Origin of the sequence: Bacillus sp. LNXM12-1 (assembly GCF_003004375.1) — a bacterium.
In the GTDB taxonomy this organism is placed as follows: Bacteria; Bacillota; Bacilli; order Bacillales; family Bacillaceae; genus Bacillus.
The window spans coordinates 70,146-92,526 of the sequence record NZ_PVWX01000001.1; the positions used below are offsets into that span (position 1 = coordinate 70,146).

Below are 22,381 nucleotides of genomic sequence, written 5' to 3' on the forward strand. Positions count from 1 at the left end.
CTGCATGTATACCTTGTATTATATGTGCGGTTTTTTTCAATGCTTGATGAAAAAAAGAGACACAGCCAGTCGGCTCGTGTCTCTTTTTGTTATTACACTTCCATAATAATCGGTAAGATCATTGGGCGGCGTCTTGTTTTTTCATAAAGGAAAGGTGCAAGTGTGTCCGTAATTTCGTTCTTAATTTCCGACCACTGAGTTGTCTTACGTTCCATTACTTTTTCAAGATGCTTTGAAATCAAATCTTGTGCGTCGTTGATGAGGTCTCCAGATTCTCTCATGTAGACAAAGCCTCTTGAGATGAGATCAGGACCAGCAGAGATTTTGAATTCTTTCATGTCCATGCTGACGACCACAATGACAAGACCTTCTTCTGAAAGAATGCGGCGGTCTCTTAAGACGATATTCCCGATATCGCCAATTCCGCTTCCGTCGATATACACGTTACCTGATGGAATTTTGCCAGCGACACTTGCTTCGTCACCTTTTAGTGCAAGAACTTCACCGTTATCCATGATAAAGCAGTTTTCCTCAGGAATTCCGCAATCATTCGCAAGTTTAATATGCGTTTTTTGCATGCGGTATTCACCGTGAATCGGCATAAAGAATTTTGGTTTAATTAAACGGAGCATCAGCTTTTGTTCTTCTTGTCCGCCGTGACCAGATGTATGAATATTATTGAGTGAGCCATGAATGACCTCAGCGCCAGCACGATAAAGCTGGTTAATGGTGCGGCTTACACTAATATTGTTACCCGGAATCGGTGAAGATGAGAAGACAACAGTGTCTCCAGGATTAATCGAAATCTGGCGGTGAGTGCCGTTTGCAATACGTGAAAGAGCAGCCATCGGTTCACCTTGGCTCCCAGTACAAAGAATGGTCACTTTGTTTGCTGGTAGACGGTTGATTTCATTATGTTCAATAAACGTGTTTTTCGGACATTTAATGTAGCCAAGATCTTGTCCAATATCAATGGCAGACTCCATACTGCGTCCAAACACAGCAACTTTTCGGCCGTTGGCAACAGCGGACTCAATGACTTGCTGAAGTCTGTGAATGTTTGAAGCAAACGTAGCAAAGATGATACGTCCGTCGACTTTTCTAAAGATGTCATCAATGCTTTCGCCTACGCGTCTTTCAGACATCGTAAATTCTGGAATTTCACTGTTTGTACTATCGGATAAAAGACATAGAACGCCTTCTTTCCCGATTTCAGCCATTTTTGTTAAGTTGGCAGGCTCGCCAACAGGCGTAAAGTCAAACTTGAAATCACCTGTATGTACGATGTTACCAGGAGGTGTCTTCACGACAATTCCATAAGAATCTGGAATACTGTGTGTTGTTCTAAAGAAAGACACAGCTGTTTTTCTAAATTTAATGGTATCTTCTTCTTCAAAAATGTGAAGTTTTGTTTGTCTCAAGAGACCGTGCTCTTCCAATTTATTACGAAGTAGGCCGATTGCGAGTTTGCCGCCGTAAACTGGAATATTCACTTGCTTGAGAAGGTAAGGGATACCGCCGATGTGGTCTTCATGTCCGTGAGTGATGAAAAGACCTTTGATTTTATCTTCGTTTTTAACTAAGTACGTATAGTCAGGGATGACGTAGTCAATTCCAAGAAGCTCATCTTCAGGGAACTTAATACCAGCATCAATTAAAATGATTTCATCTTGAAATTGAACGCCATACGTGTTTTTACCGATCTCGCCTAAACCGCCGAGCGCAAAAACTGCCGCCTGATCGTTTTTAACAAATTTCATTCCTCTCATAGCTCCAATACTTTAAAATTTTCACTTTCTCGTTCATAGTCTAAAAAAGCACCGTCTACAGGCTGAATGAATTCAATGTTGTAGCTATGTTTTTTCAACTTATCGCGTACGTCTCTTTCAGAAACCGCTTCAACGTATAGTGAATCTGTGTGTTCTCTTACAGGTACCTCAGTAGTACTTGCCTGAAAAAATACCTTATATATCATCCAAATCTCTCCTTAAATACCGTATGTTACACTCGCTAATTCTATTATATTAAAAAAACGCGCATAAGAAAAGTCTCTGAGAAAAAAGGACCTTCGGCAAATGTGCGGAAGATCCTTTTAAGCGATCGATTTTTTACGAAGCATGTCCTTCCATTGTCTTCTAATTTTCTTGCGCAGACGACGAAGCATCACAGGTCGCCTCCTTTCGGTTTGAAGTCAGATTAGACCATGTATTCCGTTCTCTCTTTATACTTGTATTATATGACGATTCCATTGAATGTTACATGGTTATATGTGGGAAATAGGCGTTTTCATAGGAAGTGGTTTCGAAAGAGGGAATCTTTCTGTATGATGAAAGGGAGTGGGTATACATAACAAGAGACAGGAGACGGGATATGAATAAAAAAGTCATCTTCTTTGATATCGACGGTACTTTATATGATCATGATAAAAAAATACCTGAATCAACGAAGCGAGCGGTTCGCTTATTAAAAGAAAAAGGTCATCATCTCTTTATTGCATCTGGGCGTTCGCCTTTTTTGATTCAGCCTATTTTAGAGGAATTAGGGCTTGACTCCTTTATTGCTTATAACGGTCAGTATGTCATGTATGAGGGAGAGGTCATTTACGGCAATCCGCTGAAACTGGAGCTGATGGAGCAAATTTATGAAACGGCGGATCGTCATGATCATCCGCTTGTTTTTATGGGGGAAAAAACGATGAAGGCTTCTGTGCCAAATCATCCGTTTATCCATGAGGGGATTGGGACTTTAAAAACAGAGCATCCTGAGCATGATTTGTCTTACTTTAAAGAAAACGAGATTTTTCAAATGCTGTTATTCTGTAAGGCTGAAGAGGAAGTCCAATACGAGGCGTTCCGCGAAGAAATTGATCTTGTCAGATGGCACGAGCTGTCAACAGATGTCCTGCCAAAAGGCGGGTCGAAGGCTGAAGGCATTAAACGAGTCATCGAAAGGCTGCCTTATGATCAAAAGGATACCGTTGCCTTTGGAGACGGTCTGAACGATCGAGAGATGATTTCATTTGCTGGAACTGGCGTTGCCATGGGTAATGCTGTGAATGAATTAAAAGATTTGGCTGATTTTGTGACAAAGCCAGTAGATGAAGACGGCATATTCCATGCAGTGACTCATCTAGGCCTCATTGAAGAGTAAAAAAAGAAGACCCTTAGGCTAATGGGTCTTCTTTTTATTTTATGATCTGCCGATCGCAACAGAGTTGTCTGGCTCAGCGAAGGGCTGATCCTTTTGAATATGATCATAAAACATAATGCCGTTTAAATGGTCGATTTCATGCTGAAAAACAATGGCCGGGAACCCTTTTAGGCGAATATCAATGTCTTCTCCTTCAAGCGTTGTGGCCTTCACCCTGATCTTTTGATATCGAGGGACAAATCCAGGAATGGCTTCATCAACAGATAAGCAGCCTTCACCAGTTGCTAAATAAGCTCTTTTGACCGAGTGACTGACAATGCGCGGGTTGAAAAGGGCATAGCTGTATTCCTCTCCATCTTCGTCCTCACAGTGAACAGCGATCATCCGTTTACTGATATTAATTTGCGGAGCTGCTAGTCCAACGCCGGGTCTGAGTCCATACTTTTCAGCCATGTCAGCATCCTGACTATTTTTGACGAATTCAATCATGTCAGCTAATTGCTGTTTTTCCTCTTCTGTCGGCGGGAGCTCGACCGCTTCAGCTGTTTGTCTTAAGACGGGATGTCCGTCCCGTACGATATCTTCCATGGTAATCACAAATCTTCACTCCTATTTCCTTTGTATGTAAAGTATATAAAATGATACACAACATATGCAATGAAATAAAGAAGACCGGTCCTATGAGACCGGTCAGAGGCTTAAACAGCCATTAGCAGCAGCCGCCACCGCCGCCGCCTAAGAATGCTGCGCCAACGATGATTAATAGGATGAAAAGGACAACGATTAAAGCGAATGTCCGTCCTCCGCCGTATCCGTAGCCACCGCCATAACTTGGGTAACAACAGCCACCGCCATATCCACCACCGTATCCATACCCGTGACCGCCGTATCCACCATACATACTTCCATGACTATAATTAGACATACTTTTGACCTCCTTTGGAAATACACTCGGCCTCTCATAAGTGAAGGCGAAGCGTGTAATATAAACTATGTATGAATGCACTATTTGTATAGTCATGCGCCTATCACTTGAAAAAAATCTTCTCCGGCTCATCAGGATGACCTCTTTCCTTGTCACAAGCGCCTATAAAAATTATAGTGGTATGTGGAGATGTAAAGGGGGAACCTTGTGATGAGACAGATGAGAAGAAGCATGAAAGCATGTGCTGCTTTAGCGGGGATATGTACCCTTTTGCTGGCGGGATGCGGAGGTCAAAGTCCATTTCATGACATGCAAGATGCGATGACGAAAATGAGCGAAAAAGAGGCATCCTTTGAAAAAGAGCAAGGTACACTGCAAAGCTATGAGAAAAAAGAGCAGCAGCTCTATACAAAAATGATTCAAACCACAAAAGATCATACAAAAACAGTGTCAAGCCTTTCTAATCAGGCGTTAGCATCTGCAGCGAAACGAAAAGAACATTTAAAAACAGAAAAAGACAGCATGGATGAATCGAAAAAAGAATTGAAAACGGTAAAGGAATCTGCCGGACGTATAAAAGATACGGATTTAAAAGAAAAAGCAGATGAAACGGTCAAATCGCTTGAGAAAAGATATGCGTCGTATGACCAGCTTTACAAGGAATATCAAAAGGCGCTGAAACAAGATCAGCATTTGTATCAATCTTTAAAGAAGAAGGACTTAGGATATGAAGAGTTGAAATCCAAGCTGAAGACGGTGAACCGTTCTTATAGCAAAGTCAGAAAAGAAGGTAAGAAGTTCAATCAATATACAAAGCAATTGAATGAGCATAAACAGGCTTTGTCTAAAGCGGCAGATCAAGAGTCCCAAAAGAGCTGAAAAAACAGCTCTTTTTTTATTTTTCGACAAAAACAAACATTTTCTATTGTAGTACAGTAGTACAATCTATACTAGTACAGTTCGAGGTGTTTGTTAAACAGATTGATACAGCTCACTATAAAAAGTAAAGCGAATACATTTATTTAAATAAAGCCGTTAAATCAATTGACGGACTATTTTTCTTGTTGTAAACTAGTCCTTGTTAACAGAAGTTGTATTAGTTTTTTGTGAACTATCGTTAATACAGTTAGAAGAACTCAAAAACGAGCGATCATCTAATGTTTCGACAACGATCCTAGTGGCTATTAAATACAGGAGTCATATGAGTATTTTGGGTTATCCTATATCTGTATGTATAAATGGATTCACGACAAATTGACTGTTAAAAGAAAGGAAGAGGTGACTTTAGAATGGCTGCAAAAACAAAAAAAGCAATTGTTGATAGCAAAAAGCAATTTGATGCCATCAAAAAGCAGTTTGAAACGTTTCAAATTTTAAACGAAAAAGGCGAAGTCGTAAACGAAGCGGCAATGCCGGATCTCTCAGATGACCAATTAAAAGAATTAATGCGCCGTATGGTGTTTACACGTGTATTAGATCAACGTTCAATTTCATTGAACCGTCAAGGACGTCTTGGCTTCTATGCGCCTACAGCTGGACAAGAGGCTTCTCAGCTTGCAACTCACTTTGCACTTGAGAAAGAAGATTTCATTCTTCCAGGATATCGTGATGTACCACAATTAATCTGGCATGGCCTTCCATTAACAAAAGCGTTCTTGTTCTCTCGTGGACACTTTGTTGGTAACCAAATGCCTGAAGATGTGAATGCACTTTCTCCACAAATCATCATCGGTGCACAAATCATTCAAGCTGCTGGTGTAGCTCTTGGTTTGAAAAAGCGCGGTAAAAATGCTGTTGCAATCACTTACACTGGTGATGGCGGAGCTTCACAAGGTGATTTCTACGAAGGTATCAACTTTGCAGGGGCTTACAAAGCGCCAGCGATTTTTGTTGTCCAAAACAACAGATATGCAATCTCTACACCTGTTGAAAAGCAATCTGCTGCACAAACAATTGCACAAAAAGCAGCTGCAGCTGGTATCGTAGGCGTACAAGTTGACGGTATGGATGCATTAGCTGTATATGCAGCAACTGCTGAAGCTCGTGAGCGTGCTGTAAATGGCGAAGGTCCAACATTAATCGAAACTCTTACATTCCGTTACGGTCCACATACAATGGCTGGTGACGATCCAACAAGATATCGTACAAAAGAAGATGAAAATGAGTGGGAGCAAAAAGATCCATTGGTACGCTACCGCAGATTCTTGGAAAACAAAGGCCTATGGTCTGAAGAAGAAGAGAATAAAGTCATCGAAGATGCAAAAGAACAAATCAAACAAGCGATCAAAGAAGCTGACGAACAGCCTAAGCAAAAAGTCACTGACTTGATTGAAAACATGTACGATGTGAAACCATTCAACTTAGTTGAACAGCTTGAAATTTACAAACAGAAGGAGTCGAAGTAAGCCATGGCGCAAATGACAATGATTCAAGCGATCACTGATGCGTTACGCACAGAACTGAAAAATGACGAAAACGTTCTCGTTTTCGGAGAAGACGTTGGTAAAAACGGCGGCGTATTCCGTGCGACTGAAGGATTGCAAAAAGAGTTTGGTGAGGATCGTGTATTCGATACTCCACTTGCTGAATCTGGTATTGGCGGTCTTGCAATTGGCCTTGGACTACAAGAATTCCGCCCAGTAATGGAAATTCAATTCTTCGGATTCGTTTACGAAGTATTAGATTCTGTTTCTGGACAAATGGCTCGTATGCGCTACCGTTCTGGCGGACGCTGGCATTCTCCAGTGACAATCCGTTCTCCATTCGGTGGAGGGGTTCATACTCCTGAGCTTCATGCTGACAGCTTAGAAGGTCTTATCGCACAACAGCCTGGTATCAAGGTTGTCATTCCTTCAACACCTTACGATGCAAAAGGACTATTAATTTCTGCAATCCGCGACAACGATCCGGTTGTGTTTCTTGAGCATATGAAACTTTATCGCTCTTTCCGTCAGGAAGTTCCTGAAGAAGAGTACACAATTGAAATCGGTAAAGCTGACGTGAAACGTGAAGGTTCTGACCTTTCAATCATCACTTATGGTGCAATGGTTCACGAATCACTTAAAGCTGCTGAAGAACTTGAAAAAGAAGGCGTTTCTGCTGAAGTGATCGACCTTCGTACAGTAAGCCCGCTTGATATTGAAACAATCATCGCTTCTGTTGAAAAAACAGGTCGTGCGATCGTTGTTCAAGAAGCACAAAAACAAGCTGGTATTGCTGCAAACGTAGTAGCTGAAATCAATGACAGAGCAATCCTTAGCCTAGAAGCACCAGTACTTCGTGTAGCTGCACCTGATACTGTATTTGCTTTCTCTCAAGCTGAGAGCGTATGGCTTCCAAACCATAAAGACGTGCTTGAAACAGCTAAGAAAGTTCTTGAATTTTAATTAAATGACAGAGGGGAAAAGAATTTATTTCTCTTCCCCTTTATCAATTACAAGACCGTGTAAACATACACAACAAGGATTCAACAAAATCTAGGAGGCGAAAAACAGTGGCATTTGAATTTAAACTTCCGGACATCGGAGAAGGTATCCACGAAGGTGAGATCGTTAAGTGGTTTGTTAAACCAAACGACGAAATTAATGAAGATGACGTTTTAGCAGAGGTACAAAACGATAAAGCAGTTGTAGAAATTCCTTCACCTGTTAAAGGAAAAGTATTAGAATTAAAAGTTGAAGAGGGAACAGTTGCAACTGTAGGACAAACAATCATTACGTTTGATGCACCTGGTTACGAAAATCTTCAATTTAAAGGCAGCGAAGAAGAAGGCGAAGCAAAAACTGAAGCTCAAGTACAAGGTACTGCTGAAGCTGGTAACGAGCCAGAGAAGAAAGAAGTGGCACAAGAAGAAGCGGCAGCAGCAACTGGTGCAGGCGCACAAGAGCAAGTAGATGCTGATCCAAACAAACGCGTCATCGCTATGCCATCTGTACGTAAATATGCTCGCGAAAAAGGCGTTGAAATTTACAAAGTTGCAGGTTCTGGTAAAAACGGCCGTGTGTTAAAAGAAGATATCGACAGCTTCGTTAATGGTGGTTCTGCAGCTCAAGAAGCAGCACCTCAAGCAGCTGAAAGTGCGAAAGAAGAAGCAGCTCCAAAAGCGGCAGCAGCTCCAGTTCTTGAAGGAGAATTCCCAGAAACTCGCGAGAAAATGAGCGGCATCCGCAAAGCGATCGCGAAAGCAATGGTGAACTCTAAGCATACAGCTCCTCACGTAACATTAATGGATGAAGTTGATGTAACGAACCTTGTTGCACATCGTAAACAATTCAAACAAGTTGCAGCTGATCAAGGAATCAAGTTAACTTACTTGCCTTACGTTGTAAAAGCTCTAACTTCTGCTTTGAAAAAGTACCCAGTACTTAACACTTCTATCGATGATAAAACAGATGAAGTTGTTCAAAAGCATTACTACAACATCGGAATTGCAGCTGACACTGAAAAAGGCCTGCTCGTTCCAGTTGTGAAAAATGCAGATCGCAAAGCAATTTTCGAAGTGTCTAACGAAATCAATGAGCTTGCAACAAAAGCACGTGATGGTAAACTGGCTCCAGCTGAAATGAAAGGTGCATCTTGCACAATCACAAACATCGGTTCTGCTGGTGGACAATGGTTTACTCCAGTCATCAACCACCCAGAAGTAGCGATCCTTGGTATTGGCCGTATCGCTGAAAAAGCGGTTGTTCGTGATGGCGAAATCGTTGCAGCTCCAGTCTTAGCTCTTTCCCTAAGCTTTGACCACCGTATGATCGACGGAGCTACTGCGCAAAATGCCCTTAACCACATCAAGCGTTTATTGAATGATCCACAATTAATTTTAATGGAGGCGTAATGTCATGGTAGTAGGAGATTTCCCAATCGAAACAGATACTCTTGTCATCGGTGCAGGTCCTGGTGGATATGTAGCTGCTATTCGTGCTGCACAGCTTGGACAAAAAGTAACAATCGTTGAAAAAGGAACACTTGGCGGCGTATGTCTAAACGTTGGCTGTATTCCTTCAAAAGCATTAATCAATGCTGGCCATCGTTTCGAAAATGCTAAGCATTCTGAAGACATGGGTATCAAAGCTGAAAACGTAACAGTTGATTTCACAAAAGTTCAAGAGTGGAAAGCTTCTGTTGTTAACAAATTAACAGGTGGAGTTCAAGGTCTTCTTAAAGGAAATAAAGTAGACATCGTTAAAGGTGAAGCTTATTTCGTAGACAGCAACTCTGTACGTGTAATGGATGAAAATTCAGCACAGACTTACACTTTCAAAAATGCAATTCTTGCAACTGGATCTCGTCCAATTGAATTGCCTACTTTTAAATACACAGACCGCGTGATCAACTCAACTGGTGCTTTGGCGCTTAAAGAAGTACCTAAAAAGTTAGTTGTTATCGGTGGTGGATATATCGGTACTGAGCTTGGAACTGCTTATGCAAACTTTGGAACAGAAGTTGTCATCCTTGAAGGTGGAGACGAAATCCTTCCAGGTTTCGAAAAGCAAATGAGCTCATTGGTTAAACGTAACTTGAAGAAAAAAGGAAACGTTGAAATTCATACAAACGCTCTTGCAAAAGGCGTTGAAGAAAAATCTGATGGTGTCACTGTTACTTTCGAAGTAAAAGGTGAAGAAAAAACAGTTGATGCTGATTACGTACTTGTTACAGTTGGTCGTCGTCCAAACACGGATGAGCTTGGTCTTGAGCAAGTTGGTGTTGAATTGACTGATCGCGGAGTTGTCAAAACAGACAAACAATGCCGTACAAGCGTATCTAACATCTATGCAATTGGTGACATCGTTGATGGACCACCACTTGCACACAAAGCTTCTTACGAAGGTAAAATTGCAGCTGAAGCAATCGCTGGAGAGCCAGCTGAAATTGATTACCTTGGTATTCCTGCTGTTGTATTCTCTGAGCCAGAACTTGCAACTGTTGGGTACACTGAAGCAGAAGCAAAAGAAGAAGGAATCGAAATCGTTGCAGCGAAATTCCCATTCGCAGCGAACGGACGTGCACTTTCTCTTGATGCAACTGATGGCTTCATGAAAATGATCACTCGTAAAGAGGATGGTCTTGTTATCGGTGCACAAATCGCAGGTGTTGGCGCTTCTGATATGATTTCAGAGCTTAGCCTTGCAATCGAAGCTGGAGTGACTGCTGAAGATATCGCAATGACAATTCACGCTCATCCAACTTTAGGTGAAATTACAATGGAAACGGCTGAAGTAGCAATTGGAAGCCCAATTCATATCGTAAAATAATGAACCTATTAAAACCCTCTCTTGATGGAGAGGGTTTTTTTGAGCGCTCCCATATGAAAAACCCCTCATGAGATGAGGGGCTTTTTCATATGGATATATAAGTGCAAGGTTAGGCCATTAATTTGTATTCACGCGGTCTAAAGCGTGGCATAAGGGCGATAAAATATCCTCTTTGCTGCTGACATTTCCTTCAATCTTCACAATGACTTTTTCATTATTTACAAGTAAAATAGCCGGCAATTCGTCTACTTCATTTTTCCAGCCTTTACGATCTTCTTTCACAATCATCTTTGACATTTCCTTCGGATATTCATTCTTTAAATCGAGGACTGCATCATAATAAGGACTTTCTTTATCAAGATTTTCTGCATCTGTAAAAAAGAGAATTCTTGGTTTCTGAATATGACTGACTTGGTCGGTCTGATTCGGTATGATATACGCAAATGAGCATGAACTAAGTACAAAGAGCATGGGGAATATAATGAGAAGTGACCTCATAAAATTCAATCTATTCACCTCAAAATCCTTTGGGGTTGTCCCAACATTTTTAGGAGCTGGTTACCTGTTAGTCACTCTAGTGTATCATGTCCTTTTTGACAATTTTCGATTGTTACTCAATTGTTACAGAATTGATATGAAGCAAAATACAATTGAAACGTTCCCTCAATATGATGAGAAAAAAGCACATATTCATAAAAAATATTTAAATGTGTCATACAATTAACCGTTGACAACTTAAATGTGACATCATATTATAGAGGTATGAAATAGATTAAACGCTTTCAAATTATGAATGAAGAAAAGGGGAATGTACGTGGGTACAATTATTTGTCAAGATTGCAATGAAACCATTGATCAATTTGAAAATGAAAAAGTGACAACGCTATACGGAACGTGTGGTCACTGTCATTGCTGTGATGAAGCCTCTGAATAAATAAAAAAGCATGCAGCTCCATTTGGGGCTGCATGTTTCTTTTTTATAAAATTGGTTTTTGTTCTTTAATCACGCGGATCATTTCAAGCGTTGAATCTTCTGGTCCTTGGACAGGGAGACCAATTTCAATGTTTTTAAAGATATATGAGATATTTTCTTCTGTGATAATTTCTCCTGGTATAAAAATAGGAATGCCTGGCGGGTACACCATAACAAACTCTGCGATGATGCGGCCCCCTGCTTCTTTAAACGGAACCACTTCTGTTGTGGCGTAAAAGGCATCACGGGGCGTCATGGCAAGCGATGGAATCTCAGGCAGCAGGACTTCTGTGACCGCTTGTGTGCCGCTCTCACTTGTAGAGGTTGCGGCAATTTCCTTCATAGCCGTTATAAGCGTATCGATTGTTTCATCAGAATCACCAGGGGTCACAATACATAAAATGTTGTAAAGGTCAGAGAGCTCCACTTCAATCCGGTAGCTTTCTCTCAGCCATTTTTCGACATCATGGCCATTTAGCCCAAGGTCTTTAATTGAGATAATTAATTTCGTTGGGTCATAATCGTACGTAGAAGCTGAACCGAGTATTTCCTTGCCAATACACGTAATGCCATCAATTTGGTTCAAACGGTTTCTCGCTGATTCAGCCAAACGGATGGCTTCATCTGCAAGTGCCTTTCCTTCAGTGGCTAATCGCTTTCGAGCGACATCAAGTGACGCCAAGAGCAAATAAGAAGTAGACGTTGTCGTCAGCATGCTCAAAATCGATTGTACGCGATCTTTTGAGACAAGCCCTTCCTTCATATTTAAAATAGAGCTCTGGGTAAGGGAACCGCCGAGTTTATGGACACTCGTTGCTGCCATGTCGGCACCTGCCTGCATCGCAGATAGTGGAAGCTCATCGTGAAAATGAATATGCACGCCGTGTGCTTCATCGACAAGGACAGGCACATGAAATGAATGGGCAATGTCTACAATCGATTTTAAGTCTGCTGAAACCCCAAAATACGTCGGATTAATCACAAGCAGACCTTTTGCATCTGGGTGCTCCGTGAGCGCCTTTTTCGCTGATTCTGGTGTAATGCCGTGAGAGATGCCAAGTTCTTTGTCTATTTCTGGGTGAATAAAAACAGGAACTGCGCCAGAAAATACAATGGCGGACATAATCGATTTATGGACGTTGCGCGGAATGATGATTTTATCTCCAGGTCCGCATACGGTCATCACCATTGTCATGATGGCGCCGCTTGTTCCTTGAATAGAGAAAAATGTATGGTCAGCACCGAATGCTTCAGCAGCGAGCTCCTGTGCTTCTTTTATCATCCCTCGAGGTGAATGTAAATCATCGAGAGGTTCTATATTAATGAGATCAATGCTTAATGCATTGTCGCCAATGAATGCTCTGAATTCAGGGTCCATCCCGGCTCCTTTTTTATGGCCTGGAATGTGAAATTGGACTGGATTGGTTGCAGCATGCTTTTTTAGTCCAGTGTATAAGGGTGTATCATGTTGTGACAATTGCTTTCCCACCTTCATCGAAATACCTGCTATTATTGTGCCAATAATGGCAGATTTCATTGCATAAAACAAAAGAATTATATTATGAACTGATCGGAATGTAAAGCATAAAATCAATCGGTTTCTGATCGAACAGATGCTATAATAAAAGTTCAAATAAGAAATGAGTGTTAAAGTGAGGGACAAGTAAATGGAATATCAATATCCAATGGATGTCGACTGGACGACAGAGGAAAAGATTGCCGTTATTTCGTTTTTTCAAGCTGTTGAAAAAGCCTATGAAAAAGGAATTGCGAAGCAGGAGTTATTAGATACTTATAAACGATTTAAAGAGGTTGTGCCATCAAAAGCAGAGGAAAAGACGCACTGTGCAGCGTTTGAAAAGGAAAGCGGGTATTCTCCTTATCGTACAGTGAAATCTGCAAGAGAGGCAGAAGAGACAGCCGTTATACGTATGTAAGAAAAAACGAGCCTGCATGGGCTCGTTTCAGCGTGTAGACAAACCCTCGCATTCGGTGTCAGTCCTGCGTGCCGGTGCTCACGAATGTCAAATTCGCTCCGCTCCGGTACTCGTCCTTCCTAGACTGCAAAGGTTTTCTATCACGCTGAAAAGAAGACAAAAGGCTAAAATGAAGATCATTTTAGCCTTTTGTCAACAATCAGAAACGAGCCGCATGGGCTCGTTTTTTTTATACAGATTCTTTTTGTGTAAAGCGGTATAGATAAGTCAACGTGCGGAAGGCATCTTCGATTTTTGATAAGTATTCTTCATTATTCATTTGAACGACTTCTTCTCTAGGCAGCTGAATGCCGCAAAGGAGCTCAGCTTTTTTCACCGTTTGGACACGTTCAAACAGCGTTTTCAGCTGTTCTGCATCAAGCTCGCTGTGACGCATGACATCTGGTTTCATATGATCTTTAGACCAAACAAAATCTTGTGGTATTTTCTTCTGAATGGTATCTAGTTCTTTTTCGAACAGCTGACCATACTCGCCTTTCACAGGAGATTCATAAATGAGCGCAAACCATACAAAGACATGTGTTTTCCAAAGCCCAATTTGAAAATGAGGGAGTTTTTTATACCCACGCTTGCTGTTTGCAAAAGCAACCCACGTATCATTTGGCGGATTGACTGATCTTCTAGCGTGCTTTGCGACATGTACAAACATTTCGTCTCCTGTAATAGAAGAAAGAAGTGGTGCAAAGTGTTCACCAAGTGCCTCAAGCTTTGGACGGACTCTTTCTTTTAATACGGTCATTCGTTCATCTAAACCGTCAACTGTAAATGTCTCAAAATCTTCATCTCTAAAACGCATTTCACTCATATTATGCCTCCTGTATTCTTTAGCTGATCATATTTTATCATAGCTTGGGTCAAGCTCAAAAAAAGATGCACTGTCAGATCAAAGATTGTAGAGGAAGTAGGACAGCGTTTAAAAACAACGATTTTGTGGTACATAATAAATAGGTAAAGACACAATTTTTAGAATGTCGTTGCGGTTATGCGATCGCTTCATACGATATAAGCAAGAACCAATTCTCTTATCGATTGAATTTTTTATCAATGAAAACTGACAAGGAATGAATCATTCTCTGGAAGGGGCGTTGACCAAATGAAGCAAATCGTGAAGCAGGGGTATAGACAGGAGAAGAAGAATCGCATCGCTGTGTGGAGATTAGAGGTGGATTATGAGCTTTCTACGCTTCATGAAGCCATCGAGCAAAAAGATGACATCCAAATCGAACGCAGCAAACGAAAGCTTGAGCGCCTAAGAAAAGAATGGGAGCAGCTTAAAGGGTAAAACAAGGTGAGGTAAAAACGAACCAATTCATCGGTTCGTTTTTGTATGAAGCTGCTTTTTTCTTGCTTTTACGTACATAATATCAGTATGCTAATACAAATAGGTATTACATAGAAAAGAGGTTTACAGTCTGATGACAAACTGGGTGGAAATTGACCGTCTTGCAAAGCTTTGGGTAAAAGAAGCAGGAAGCCGTATTAAAGCGTCCATGCAGGAAGGTCTATCAATTGAAACAAAATCAAATCCAAATGATCTTGTCACTAATATCGATAAAGAAACAGAACGTTTTTTCATTGAAAAGATACAATCGACATTTTCAGATCATCACATTTTAGGAGAAGAGGGACAAGGGGAAGAGGTGACCTCACTAGATGGGATCGTGTGGATCATTGATCCAATCGATGGCACAATGAACTTTGTCCATCAAAAACGCAACTTTGCCATTTCAATCGGGATATTTGAAAATGGCATAGGGAAAATCGGTCTCATTTATGACGTCATTCATGACGAACTTTACCATGCGGTCAAAGGGGAAGGGGCCTATATGAATGATACCCTGCTTCCGCCATTAAAAGATGTAGCGATTGAAAAAGCCATTGTCGGCATTAACCCGACCTGGGCGATCGAAAGCCCTTATTTTGATGCTAAACCGTTTGCCCGTCTCGTGCGTGATGTGAGAGGGACGAGAACGATTGGATCAGCTGCCCTTGAGCTCGCTTATATCGCAAGCGGCAGAAGTGACGCATACGTTACGTTAAGGCTTGCGCCGTGGGATTATGCAGCAGGGTGTGTGATTCTAGATGAAGTAGGGGCTGTCTACTCAAATATACATGGAGAACGCCTAACTTTTCTAGAGAAAAACAGTATCGTCGCCGGAAATCGATCCGTTTGTGAAAAGATTTTACACGATTACATAAAAGGCAGAGGAAATAAAAAATAAACCAAATCACTTCATGAGAATGAAGTGATTTTTTGTGTTTGATGAAACTTTTTGGTAGGAGAAATGTCTATACGAACGAGGCCTTAATTTGATGTAAAGGATTGTGTTTTAATGTTAGATTTGTTTAGTGATTTATCCCTCCATTTTGAAAGATATTTTATTTTAAATGAGTACAGTATCCACATCATTCAATGGTGTGTACTTGGACTATTTGTCCTTTTTATTACACTGCCTATATGGAAAGAAAAGAAAAGTGATTATGTATTTTATGCTGGGCTTGTATTAAGAGTAGTCCTGCTAGGCGGAATGACACTTGAAATGAGCCACCAAGTCCTAGCCAGACAGTATACGATTGAAACATTTGAAGTGCTGACGGATTTCATGCAATTTCTCATCTATGGGTATGTCTTGCTTGCATCACTTTATTATGTGATCTCTCTTCCTTATTTAAAGAATAAAGGCATGTTTTTTGCATTTGATTTATCTGTCTTGCTTCTGCCTTTATGTCAGACAGTGTTTATCCTTTTTGCTGAAAGTAAAAAGTTCTTTCTCAGCGGTGATACAGGGCTAGTATGGAGAGACCTTATCACTGTAGTGATCATGGTTGGCTTTGCCGTTTTGGTACTGTACCTTTTTTTCCGTTTGTTTTGGCAGCAGAAGTGGAAGGAATCGCTGTTGTTTTATGGCCTGATTTTCGCTGCCCTGCTTTATATTTTTTATCCTTCTATCACGAAGTATGAGCTTCAATCTTCATTTAAATCGATTGTGATTTTAGCTGCAGCAGCAGGAAGCTTTATGATGATTTATTTGTTATGTGCTTTACTACGAGACAAGGTGAGGCTAAGGCAGTGGGGTGCTGGGTGTATAGCTGTCTTTTTTCTACTATTACTCAACCCGATCGTTAATATCCCTCATACCATGTTCCAATTCACCAAAACGGAATTGGTCGATACTTTCTCAGAAGAATATCGCCCTTTATCTGCCATAAGTGCAAAAGAACTTGCTTCAAAATTTGTACCAGCTGATCAGAAATTATATTTAAATGCTAGTTCTGAGCCTATTCCTTATCAATATGTGTTTGCAGCTGATCAGTATGAAGTTAACATTTCTGCATTTACGGGCGAATTGAGCGGTTATTCTTATCGAGGCCGTGTAGAGGGGAAGGAACTGACCGATAAAGAATATAGAAAAAAAACAATTGAATTTTTTGAAAGAAGCGGACGGTCAATAGATCTCAATCGCATTCAAGTAGTTGTCAAAAAAGAGGGCGGGGAGACGAGTGTTCTTCTTCTGCCAAAAGTAAAAATGTCTCATAACGAGAGTGAAAGCTTTGCGTTTGCTACTTGGAAAAAGGGGACACTTCGACAAGCGCAATATGGAAATGCCATCTTTAAATTAAAGGATATTGACGGAATCAATATAACGGAAACTGAGATAAAAAACACAATAAACAGTCTGTATCAAAACTTACATCTAAAGCCGCCAGTTTATCAAATCACAGGTATTGATGATTTTTATTTGGATTGGCAGCATGAAGTGAATGTGACAACAAATGATCAATCGGAGTTTCGGTTTAATGGCTCCACAAAAGATGTTATCAATTTAAAGCTGTCTAAATCGCTTCTTCAACAGAAAAAAGGGGAAATCAGCGATGAGAATTTGTTAAAGCTCATAGAGAAAAAGCCAGAAGACGTGAAGAAAAAGACAGGCACTAATGAAACCAAACAGTATACATTTAACCGATCCTCTCATCTACTGCGTGTGTTTAGAGATCATGATGGAATTGAACTGAGGCTGGAACCAGTGTCCTTTATACCGGATGCCGTATCGAATAAAGATCGTGATGAAGTCTATCAACAAGTATTGAAAAGTGAAAAACCATCTATGATTTATAAAAAACAAATAAAACCAGTCAGAATGATCAACGAAGAAGGGGACATGGACATTTCATGGCTTGTCATCATTCAAACCTTCGGATCAAATGAGCGTAAAATCTATGAAGTAAATGGACGAACAAAAGAGGTGCACCGTTTTGACAGATAAAGAAAAACAAGCCATCTTTCAAGACTTATATGAACTGTATCAAGAAGGGGAGCTGGGTGACGAGGCAGCCAGCTGGATGAAGACACATGAACAGCAATTTCAGCATGTTGTCATAGGGAATGAACAGGGTTCAGCGCTGATTGAAGATCAGAATGACTATAATGAGTTAAAGCGCATGAAGGGGTTTATTTACTCGTTATACTTCTTTTTCATTGTCTTATCGATTTGGATGACTGTGTGGTTTTATTTCTAATGTCCAGACCAGCTGATCAAATTGAAAAAATCTATGAAGAATATTTTCAGGAAATCACCAAATATTTATATCGGCGGACAGGAAATATGGAAACGGCCAAGGATCTTGCGCAGGATGTTTTTATGAAGGCTTTACATGGATTATCCTCTTTTAAAGGACACTCTAGTATGAAAACATGGCTTTATACCATTGCTTATCATACATTTGTGAATGACTATCGCCGGAAAATCAAATGGACATTTACGAATGTAGAAGATGTTGATTACTTAGAGCAGCAGTCCTTTATGACACCAGAGGACCACATCGAAACACAAGCTGACATTCAAAGGCTGTGGCATCATATCAATCAGCTGAAGGATTCATACCGAGAGGTCCTCATTTTAAGAGATATTCAGGAATTGTCATATGAAGAAGTAGCTGAAATTTTGAATTGGACTTTATCTAAAGTCAAAACAACCCTTCATCGAGCCAGATTAGAGCTGAAGCGAATGCTACATTGTGAGGAGTTCAATAAATGAGCTGTTATTTGATCGAAGAATTGTTACCACTTTATATAGAGGGAGACACAAGTGCAGAAACCAATAAAATAATAGCCGAGCATCTACAATCTTGCGAGAGCTGCCGGCAACTTTATCAAGAAATGAAAGAACCAATCACTCTTATACAGACACCTGATCGGACGCCATATATAAATGAAAAGGAAGAAAAAAGAAGGTTCGAGAAGCGCTACTATGGCAAGTTAATATTCCGAGCAAGCATCGTGTTTGGTTTAGGGTACGTCATGATGATCATTCTTTATTGGCTGAAATAAAAACCCCCCATCTGGGCGAACCAGGTGGGGGGTTTTCGAGCTTAGCTTAATTTTTCTTTCGCAATTTGAACTGCATCATAGAACGTTTTTAATTGCTCTTGAGGAATTTTCTTCAGCATTTGGTTGAAAACAAGTAATTCAGTAGAGCTGAATCCAAGACCTTTTGCAATTTTTGAATCAATTACAACGTTTCCTTTTTTGTCTAGAACAAGTGCATCACCAGCAAGATCAGCAAGTCTGATCACTGATTTGAAAAGTTTTTCGAATTTAGCTGCTTCTTCTTTCGTAAGACCAAGTTCAACAGCTTTTGCTGCATCAAAGATCAATTTCCCTTTTTCGTTTTTAGTGATGCTTTCACTGAAAACGATTGTAAGAACAGCTGCGCGATCTAAGAATTTCTCAGCAGTCGCCGCTTCTTCTTCAGTTAGTCCGAGCTCAACAGCTTTTTTCACATCAAATGTGTAGCTGTTGTCTTCTTCAACAAATGAATTGATGAGAATGTTGATGACGCGCTCGTTTTTCTCCAATAATTCTTTAATGATTTGCTGCTGTTCAAAAGGAATCCCTTTGAAAGTTGCAGCACTTGCTTGCCCAGGAGCTACTGTTGTGAAAGTAAGGATAATAGCTAAAGCGAAAAATACAACAGAGCTGAGCGATTTGCTCAAAAACTTCTTCATGCTTCTTTTCTCTCCCTTTTCTGTTAAATTTTGTTGCAAGAACAGCATACCATGAGAAACTTTGTGGAAGAATAGGAAAATTGTAACTTTATGTTTGGTTTTGGAGAACTATAAACATTATTGTCGAAAAATGAAGAGGTTCAGATTGCTTACTTTTGCCAATTCTATATGATATGTTTTGTCTCTACACTCGAGCTTTCATAGGTGGTTGGTCTTATTTTTACTCAAAATAAAAAGCCTTCTACATGTAGAATGTAAAAGGCTTTTGAGGAATTTTATGATTGCACGTTTAATTTTCTTTTTAATGTAAATCCTGTACCCATGAAAATCATGGCGAACATAATACTTAGACAAATACCCAGCACGTTTTTTTCTGCAAGAGATACCCCAATAAACGCCATACTGACAACTGCAAGTAATGCACATAATAATAGAAGCCATTTGATTTGTTTCATTTGTCTCCATCCCTTTTTTTAGAGTTAATATAAGTTTACAGAAAAACGATCGGCATTTAAAGGGGATTGTGATATAATATGAAAGTTATCTAATTATTTTAGGAGATGAAAATGTGAAACTTCGAAAAGATCTTCGCAACATCGCAATTATTGCCCACGTTGACCATGGTAAAACGACGCTTGTTGACCAATTGCTCCATCAAGCTGGTACTTTCCGTGCGAATGAAAATATCGCTGAGAGAGCCATGGATTCAAATGATTTAGAGCGAGAGCGCGGTATTACGATTTTAGCTAAAAATACTGCGATCCATTATAAAGATACACGCATTAATATTTTAGATACACCAGGACACGCCGATTTCGGTGGTGAAGTTGAGCGTATCATGAAAATGGTAGATGGTGTACTTCTCGTTGTGGATGCTTATGAAGGCTGTATGCCTCAAACACGCTTTGTGCTGAAAAAAGCACTTGAGCAAAACTTAACACCAATCGTTGTTGTCAACAAAATTGACCGCGACTTTGCTCGTCCGGCTGAAGTAGTCGATGAAGTAATTGACTTGTTCATTGAATTGGATGCAACAGAAGAACAGCTTGAATTCCCAGTTGTCTATGCATCAGCAATCAATGGTACAGCAAGTAACGATGCGAGCAAGCAAGATGAAAACATGGAATCTTTGTTTGAAGCCATTGTTAACCATATCCCTTGCCCAGTTGATAACCATGAAGAGCCGCTTCAATTCCAAGTGGCACTACTTGATTACAATGATTATGTTGGAAGAATCGGGATCGGCCGTGTATTCAGAGGAACAATGCAAGTAGGACAGCAAGTGGCCTTAATGAAAGTTGACGGCAGTGTGAAGCAATTCCGTGTGACAAAGATTTTTGGTTTCCAAGGGTTAAAACGAGTGGAAATCAACGAAGCGAAAGCAGGAGATCTTGTTGCTGTATCGGGAATGGAAGACATCAACGTAGGTGAAACGGTTTGTCCGGTAGAACACCAAGAGGCCCTGCCAATCCTTCGTATTGATGAGCCGACACTTCAAATGACGTTTGTTGTAAACAACAGCCCATTTGCAGGCCGTGAAGGAAAATACGTGACATCACGTAAAATTGAAGAGCGCTTAGAGCAGCAGCTTCAAACAGACGTCAGTCTTCGTGTGGATCCAACTGATTCACCTGATGCCTGGGTTGTATCTGGACGCGGAGAGCTTCACTTATCCATTCTTATTGAGAATATGAGACGTGAAGGATTTGAATTACAAGTATCGAAGCCAGAAGTTATTGTAAAAGAAGTTGATGGTGTTCGATGTGAGCCTGTTGAACGCGTTCAAATTGATGTGCCAGAAGAGCACACTGGCTCTATCATGGAATCAATGGGCGCAAGAAAAGGTGAAATGATTGACATGATCAATAATGGTAACGGTCAAGTTCGCCTGATCTTTACAGTGCCATCACGTGGTTTAATCGGATATACAACTGAATTTCTTTCATTAACTCGTGGTTTTGGTATTTTAAACCATACGTTTGACAGCTACCAGCCAATGCAGTCTGGCCAAGTTGGCGGACGCCGTCAAGGTGTACTTGTTTCAATGGAAACAGGTAAAGCGACTGCTTACGGAATCCAAGGCGTTGAAGAGCGCGGTGTGATCTTCGTTGAGCCGGGTACTGAAGTATACCAAGGAATGATTGTTGGTGAGCATAACCGTGAGAACGATCTTGTTGTCAACGTTAGCCGTATGAAACAACAAACAAACGTACGTTCAGCGACGAAAGATCAAACGGTGAGCATGAAGAAACCACGTATTATGTCACTTGAGGAATCTCTTGAGTACTTGAATGAAGACGAATACTGTGAGGTTACACCTGAATCGATTCGTTTAAGAAAGAAAATTTTAGATAAAAACGAACGTGAGAAAGCAGCGAAGAAGAAAAAGCTAGCAGGATTATCGTAATTCCATGAAGAATTAAAAAGATAGAACCCTGAAAGATAAGGGGAGGGAATCTTTTTGAATGATCAGGAAGTAAGTGAAAATCTATCCTTTTTCGCGATGCTGTTTCGTGTCGATGAAAATCCGCAAACAGGGATGTGGCTCCTATATGGTACCATCCTTGTTTTAGCGATTATTGTTTTTAAGCTCGGCTTTGCTAGACGTTTACCGATTTTAAAAGCACTCGTGATTTACTTGTTTTTGATTTTTGGCTGCACGTTTCTCACATTTCTAGGAATTTTTCTGCCAGTAGCGGAAGGCCTAGTCGTGGCAGCTGCCATTTTGATTATTTATAAAATACGGCTGCATCGTGCAAAAAAAGAAGGAACAGTGAATACGTAAAAAAAAGACCTGAACATGTGTCAGGTCTTTTTTATGTCTTTTGTTCTTTTTTTCCTTTTTTCTTCTTTTTCTCTTTCGTCGCAGGATCTTGATAAAGAGAGAATCTGCCAGTTTTGATGCGTGCTTCTGTCTTTACTTTAATGCGTTCCTGACAGTCATCGCACATATATGTATGAATCGGTCGATTTCTTAACCGCTTAGCAACGAGTGTATCATCATCAATTGTTTCAAGCTTCTCACATAATGAGCACTTCACTCTCATCATTTTCACCTCACTTATTGCATTTATTATAG

General features: G+C 40.4%; 26 protein-coding genes. 16 read left to right on the top strand and 10 right to left on the bottom strand.

Features of this window, described 5'->3' with window-relative positions:
• Positions 1-92: 92 nt before the first annotated feature.
• Together rnjA and C6Y07_RS00365 are read right to left on the bottom strand one after the other, a co-directional pair.
• Positions 93-1,760, bottom strand: a complete 1,668-nt coding sequence (gene rnjA, locus C6Y07_RS00360) for a ribonuclease J1 (protein WP_012009818.1) — start codon at positions 1,758-1,760, stop codon at positions 93-95.
• Between the two features lie 5 nt (positions 1,761-1,765).
• Positions 1,766-1,975, bottom strand: coding sequence for a DNA-dependent RNA polymerase subunit epsilon (locus C6Y07_RS00365; RefSeq protein WP_003211882.1), 210 nt, complete (start codon positions 1,973-1,975; stop codon positions 1,766-1,768).
• 395 nt (positions 1,976-2,370) lie between these two features.
• On the opposite strand from C6Y07_RS00365, the gene C6Y07_RS00370 reads away from it, so the two are divergent.
• Positions 2,371-3,150 (top strand): Cof-type HAD-IIB family hydrolase, encoded by a 780-nt coding sequence (locus tag C6Y07_RS00370; protein WP_034662673.1) that lies wholly within the window; start codon positions 2,371-2,373, stop codon positions 3,148-3,150.
• Between the two features lie 39 nt (positions 3,151-3,189).
• On the opposite strand, the gene def is transcribed toward C6Y07_RS00370, so the two are convergent.
• Both def and C6Y07_RS00380 read right to left on the bottom strand, forming a co-directional pair.
• The gene (def, locus tag C6Y07_RS00375; RefSeq protein WP_034662672.1) at positions 3,190-3,747 is read right to left on the bottom strand and encodes a peptide deformylase; all 558 of its coding nucleotides are present in this window, start codon (positions 3,745-3,747) and stop codon (positions 3,190-3,192) included.
• Between the two features lie 112 nt (positions 3,748-3,859).
• A complete protein-coding gene (locus C6Y07_RS00380) occupies positions 3,860-4,051 on the bottom strand; it encodes a YjcZ family sporulation protein (protein ID WP_106030973.1) in 192 nt (63 codons plus the stop codon).
• Between the two features lie 234 nt (positions 4,052-4,285).
• Between C6Y07_RS00380 and C6Y07_RS00385 the strand changes: the two genes are divergently transcribed.
• From C6Y07_RS00385 to lpdA, 5 genes are all read left to right on the top strand, one after another.
• Positions 4,286-4,954: a YkyA family protein gene (locus tag C6Y07_RS00385; RefSeq protein WP_106072254.1), complete on the top strand. Its 669-nt coding sequence runs from the start codon at positions 4,286-4,288 to the stop codon at positions 4,952-4,954.
• Between the two features lie 410 nt (positions 4,955-5,364).
• Complete coding sequence (pdhA, locus tag C6Y07_RS00390) at positions 5,365-6,480, top strand: pyruvate dehydrogenase (acetyl-transferring) E1 component subunit alpha (RefSeq protein ID WP_060596162.1); 1,116 nt, start codon at positions 5,365-5,367, stop codon at positions 6,478-6,480.
• A gap of 3 nt (positions 6,481-6,483) precedes the next feature.
• Complete coding sequence (gene pdhB / locus C6Y07_RS00395; RefSeq protein WP_012009824.1) at positions 6,484-7,461, top strand: pyruvate dehydrogenase complex E1 component subunit beta; 978 nt, start codon at positions 6,484-6,486, stop codon at positions 7,459-7,461.
• A 107-nt stretch (positions 7,462-7,568) separates the two neighbouring features.
• On the top strand, positions 7,569-8,909 hold the full coding sequence (locus C6Y07_RS00400) for a dihydrolipoamide acetyltransferase family protein (RefSeq protein WP_024426891.1): 1,341 nt from the start codon (positions 7,569-7,571) through the stop codon (positions 8,907-8,909).
• Between the two features lie 4 nt (positions 8,910-8,913).
• Positions 8,914-10,326: a dihydrolipoyl dehydrogenase gene (gene lpdA, locus C6Y07_RS00405; protein ID WP_034662665.1), complete on the top strand. Its 1,413-nt coding sequence runs from the start codon at positions 8,914-8,916 to the stop codon at positions 10,324-10,326.
• A 117-nt stretch (positions 10,327-10,443) separates the two neighbouring features.
• On the opposite strand, the gene C6Y07_RS00410 is transcribed toward lpdA, so the two are convergent.
• A complete protein-coding gene (locus C6Y07_RS00410; RefSeq protein ID WP_223250460.1) occupies positions 10,444-10,824 on the bottom strand; it encodes a hypothetical protein in 381 nt (126 codons plus the stop codon).
• A 316-nt stretch (positions 10,825-11,140) separates the two neighbouring features.
• On the opposite strand from C6Y07_RS00410, the gene C6Y07_RS00420 reads away from it, so the two are divergent.
• Entirely contained in the window at positions 11,141-11,260 is a 120-nt protein-coding gene (locus tag C6Y07_RS00420; RefSeq protein ID WP_003212464.1) for a GapA-binding peptide SR1P, read from the top strand.
• A gap of 43 nt (positions 11,261-11,303) precedes the next feature.
• Here C6Y07_RS00420 and C6Y07_RS00425 read toward each other — a convergent pair whose 3' ends face one another.
• On the bottom strand, positions 11,304-12,776 hold the full coding sequence (locus tag C6Y07_RS00425; protein ID WP_106030790.1) for an aminotransferase class I/II-fold pyridoxal phosphate-dependent enzyme: 1,473 nt from the start codon (positions 12,774-12,776) through the stop codon (positions 11,304-11,306).
• A gap of 190 nt (positions 12,777-12,966) precedes the next feature.
• Here C6Y07_RS00425 and C6Y07_RS00430 point away from each other — a divergent pair, with 190 nt between their 5' ends.
• Positions 12,967-13,236, top strand: coding sequence for a UPF0223 family protein (locus tag C6Y07_RS00430; protein WP_060596166.1), 270 nt, complete (start codon positions 12,967-12,969; stop codon positions 13,234-13,236).
• Positions 13,237-13,465: 229 nt separating this feature from the next.
• Here the strand turns inward: C6Y07_RS00430 and C6Y07_RS00440 are convergent, their stop codons facing one another.
• The gene (locus C6Y07_RS00440) at positions 13,466-14,101 is read right to left on the bottom strand and encodes a DUF1054 domain-containing protein (RefSeq protein ID WP_060596167.1); all 636 of its coding nucleotides are present in this window, start codon (positions 14,099-14,101) and stop codon (positions 13,466-13,468) included.
• Positions 14,102-14,389: 288 nt separating this feature from the next.
• Between C6Y07_RS00440 and C6Y07_RS00445 the strand changes: the two genes are divergently transcribed.
• The 6 genes from C6Y07_RS00445 to C6Y07_RS00470 all read left to right on the top strand — a co-directional run bounded on the left by C6Y07_RS00445 (position 14,390) and on the right by C6Y07_RS00470 (position 18,625).
• Complete coding sequence (locus C6Y07_RS00445) at positions 14,390-14,578, top strand: hypothetical protein (protein WP_003211901.1); 189 nt, start codon at positions 14,390-14,392, stop codon at positions 14,576-14,578.
• Positions 14,579-14,711: 133 nt separating this feature from the next.
• Positions 14,712-15,518, top strand: coding sequence for an inositol monophosphatase family protein (locus C6Y07_RS00450; RefSeq protein WP_060596168.1), 807 nt, complete (start codon positions 14,712-14,714; stop codon positions 15,516-15,518).
• Positions 15,519-15,629: 111 nt separating this feature from the next.
• Positions 15,630-17,561 (top strand): hypothetical protein, encoded by a 1,932-nt coding sequence (locus C6Y07_RS00455; RefSeq protein ID WP_106030792.1) that lies wholly within the window; start codon positions 15,630-15,632, stop codon positions 17,559-17,561.
• Complete coding sequence (locus C6Y07_RS00460) at positions 17,551-17,814, top strand: hypothetical protein (protein WP_060596169.1); 264 nt, start codon at positions 17,551-17,553, stop codon at positions 17,812-17,814. Before C6Y07_RS00455 ends, C6Y07_RS00460 begins: the two co-directional genes overlap by 11 nt.
• Positions 17,814-18,332: a sigma-70 family RNA polymerase sigma factor gene (locus C6Y07_RS00465; protein WP_060596398.1), complete on the top strand. Its 519-nt coding sequence runs from the start codon at positions 17,814-17,816 to the stop codon at positions 18,330-18,332. The genes C6Y07_RS00460 and C6Y07_RS00465 overlap by 1 nt, the downstream gene beginning before the upstream one ends.
• Positions 18,329-18,625, top strand: a complete 297-nt coding sequence (locus C6Y07_RS00470; RefSeq protein ID WP_060596170.1) for an anti-sigma factor family protein — start codon at positions 18,329-18,331, stop codon at positions 18,623-18,625. The genes C6Y07_RS00465 and C6Y07_RS00470 overlap by 4 nt, the downstream gene beginning before the upstream one ends.
• Before the next feature lie 41 nt (positions 18,626-18,666).
• On the opposite strand, the gene C6Y07_RS00475 is transcribed toward C6Y07_RS00470, so the two are convergent.
• Together C6Y07_RS00475 and C6Y07_RS00480 are read right to left on the bottom strand one after the other, a co-directional pair.
• Positions 18,667-19,302 carry a hypothetical protein gene (locus tag C6Y07_RS00475; protein WP_106036758.1) on the bottom strand — a complete coding sequence of 212 codons (636 nt, stop codon included), beginning with the start codon at positions 19,300-19,302 and terminating at the stop codon, positions 18,667-18,669.
• Positions 19,303-19,577: 275 nt separating this feature from the next.
• Positions 19,578-19,757 carry a DUF5325 family protein gene (locus C6Y07_RS00480; RefSeq protein WP_034662648.1) on the bottom strand — a complete coding sequence of 60 codons (180 nt, stop codon included), beginning with the start codon at positions 19,755-19,757 and terminating at the stop codon, positions 19,578-19,580.
• 113 nt (positions 19,758-19,870) lie between these two features.
• Here C6Y07_RS00480 and typA point away from each other — a divergent pair, with 113 nt between their 5' ends.
• Both typA and C6Y07_RS00490 read left to right on the top strand, forming a co-directional pair.
• Positions 19,871-21,709, top strand: coding sequence for a translational GTPase TypA (typA, locus tag C6Y07_RS00485; protein ID WP_034662645.1), 1,839 nt, complete (start codon positions 19,871-19,873; stop codon positions 21,707-21,709).
• A gap of 96 nt (positions 21,710-21,805) precedes the next feature.
• Positions 21,806-22,087: a YlaH-like family protein gene (locus tag C6Y07_RS00490; protein ID WP_044334035.1), complete on the top strand. Its 282-nt coding sequence runs from the start codon at positions 21,806-21,808 to the stop codon at positions 22,085-22,087.
• A 31-nt stretch (positions 22,088-22,118) separates the two neighbouring features.
• Here the strand turns inward: C6Y07_RS00490 and C6Y07_RS00495 are convergent, their stop codons facing one another.
• Complete coding sequence (locus C6Y07_RS00495) at positions 22,119-22,349, bottom strand: YlaI family protein (protein ID WP_012009835.1); 231 nt, start codon at positions 22,347-22,349, stop codon at positions 22,119-22,121.
• Positions 22,350-22,381 lie beyond the last annotated feature (32 nt).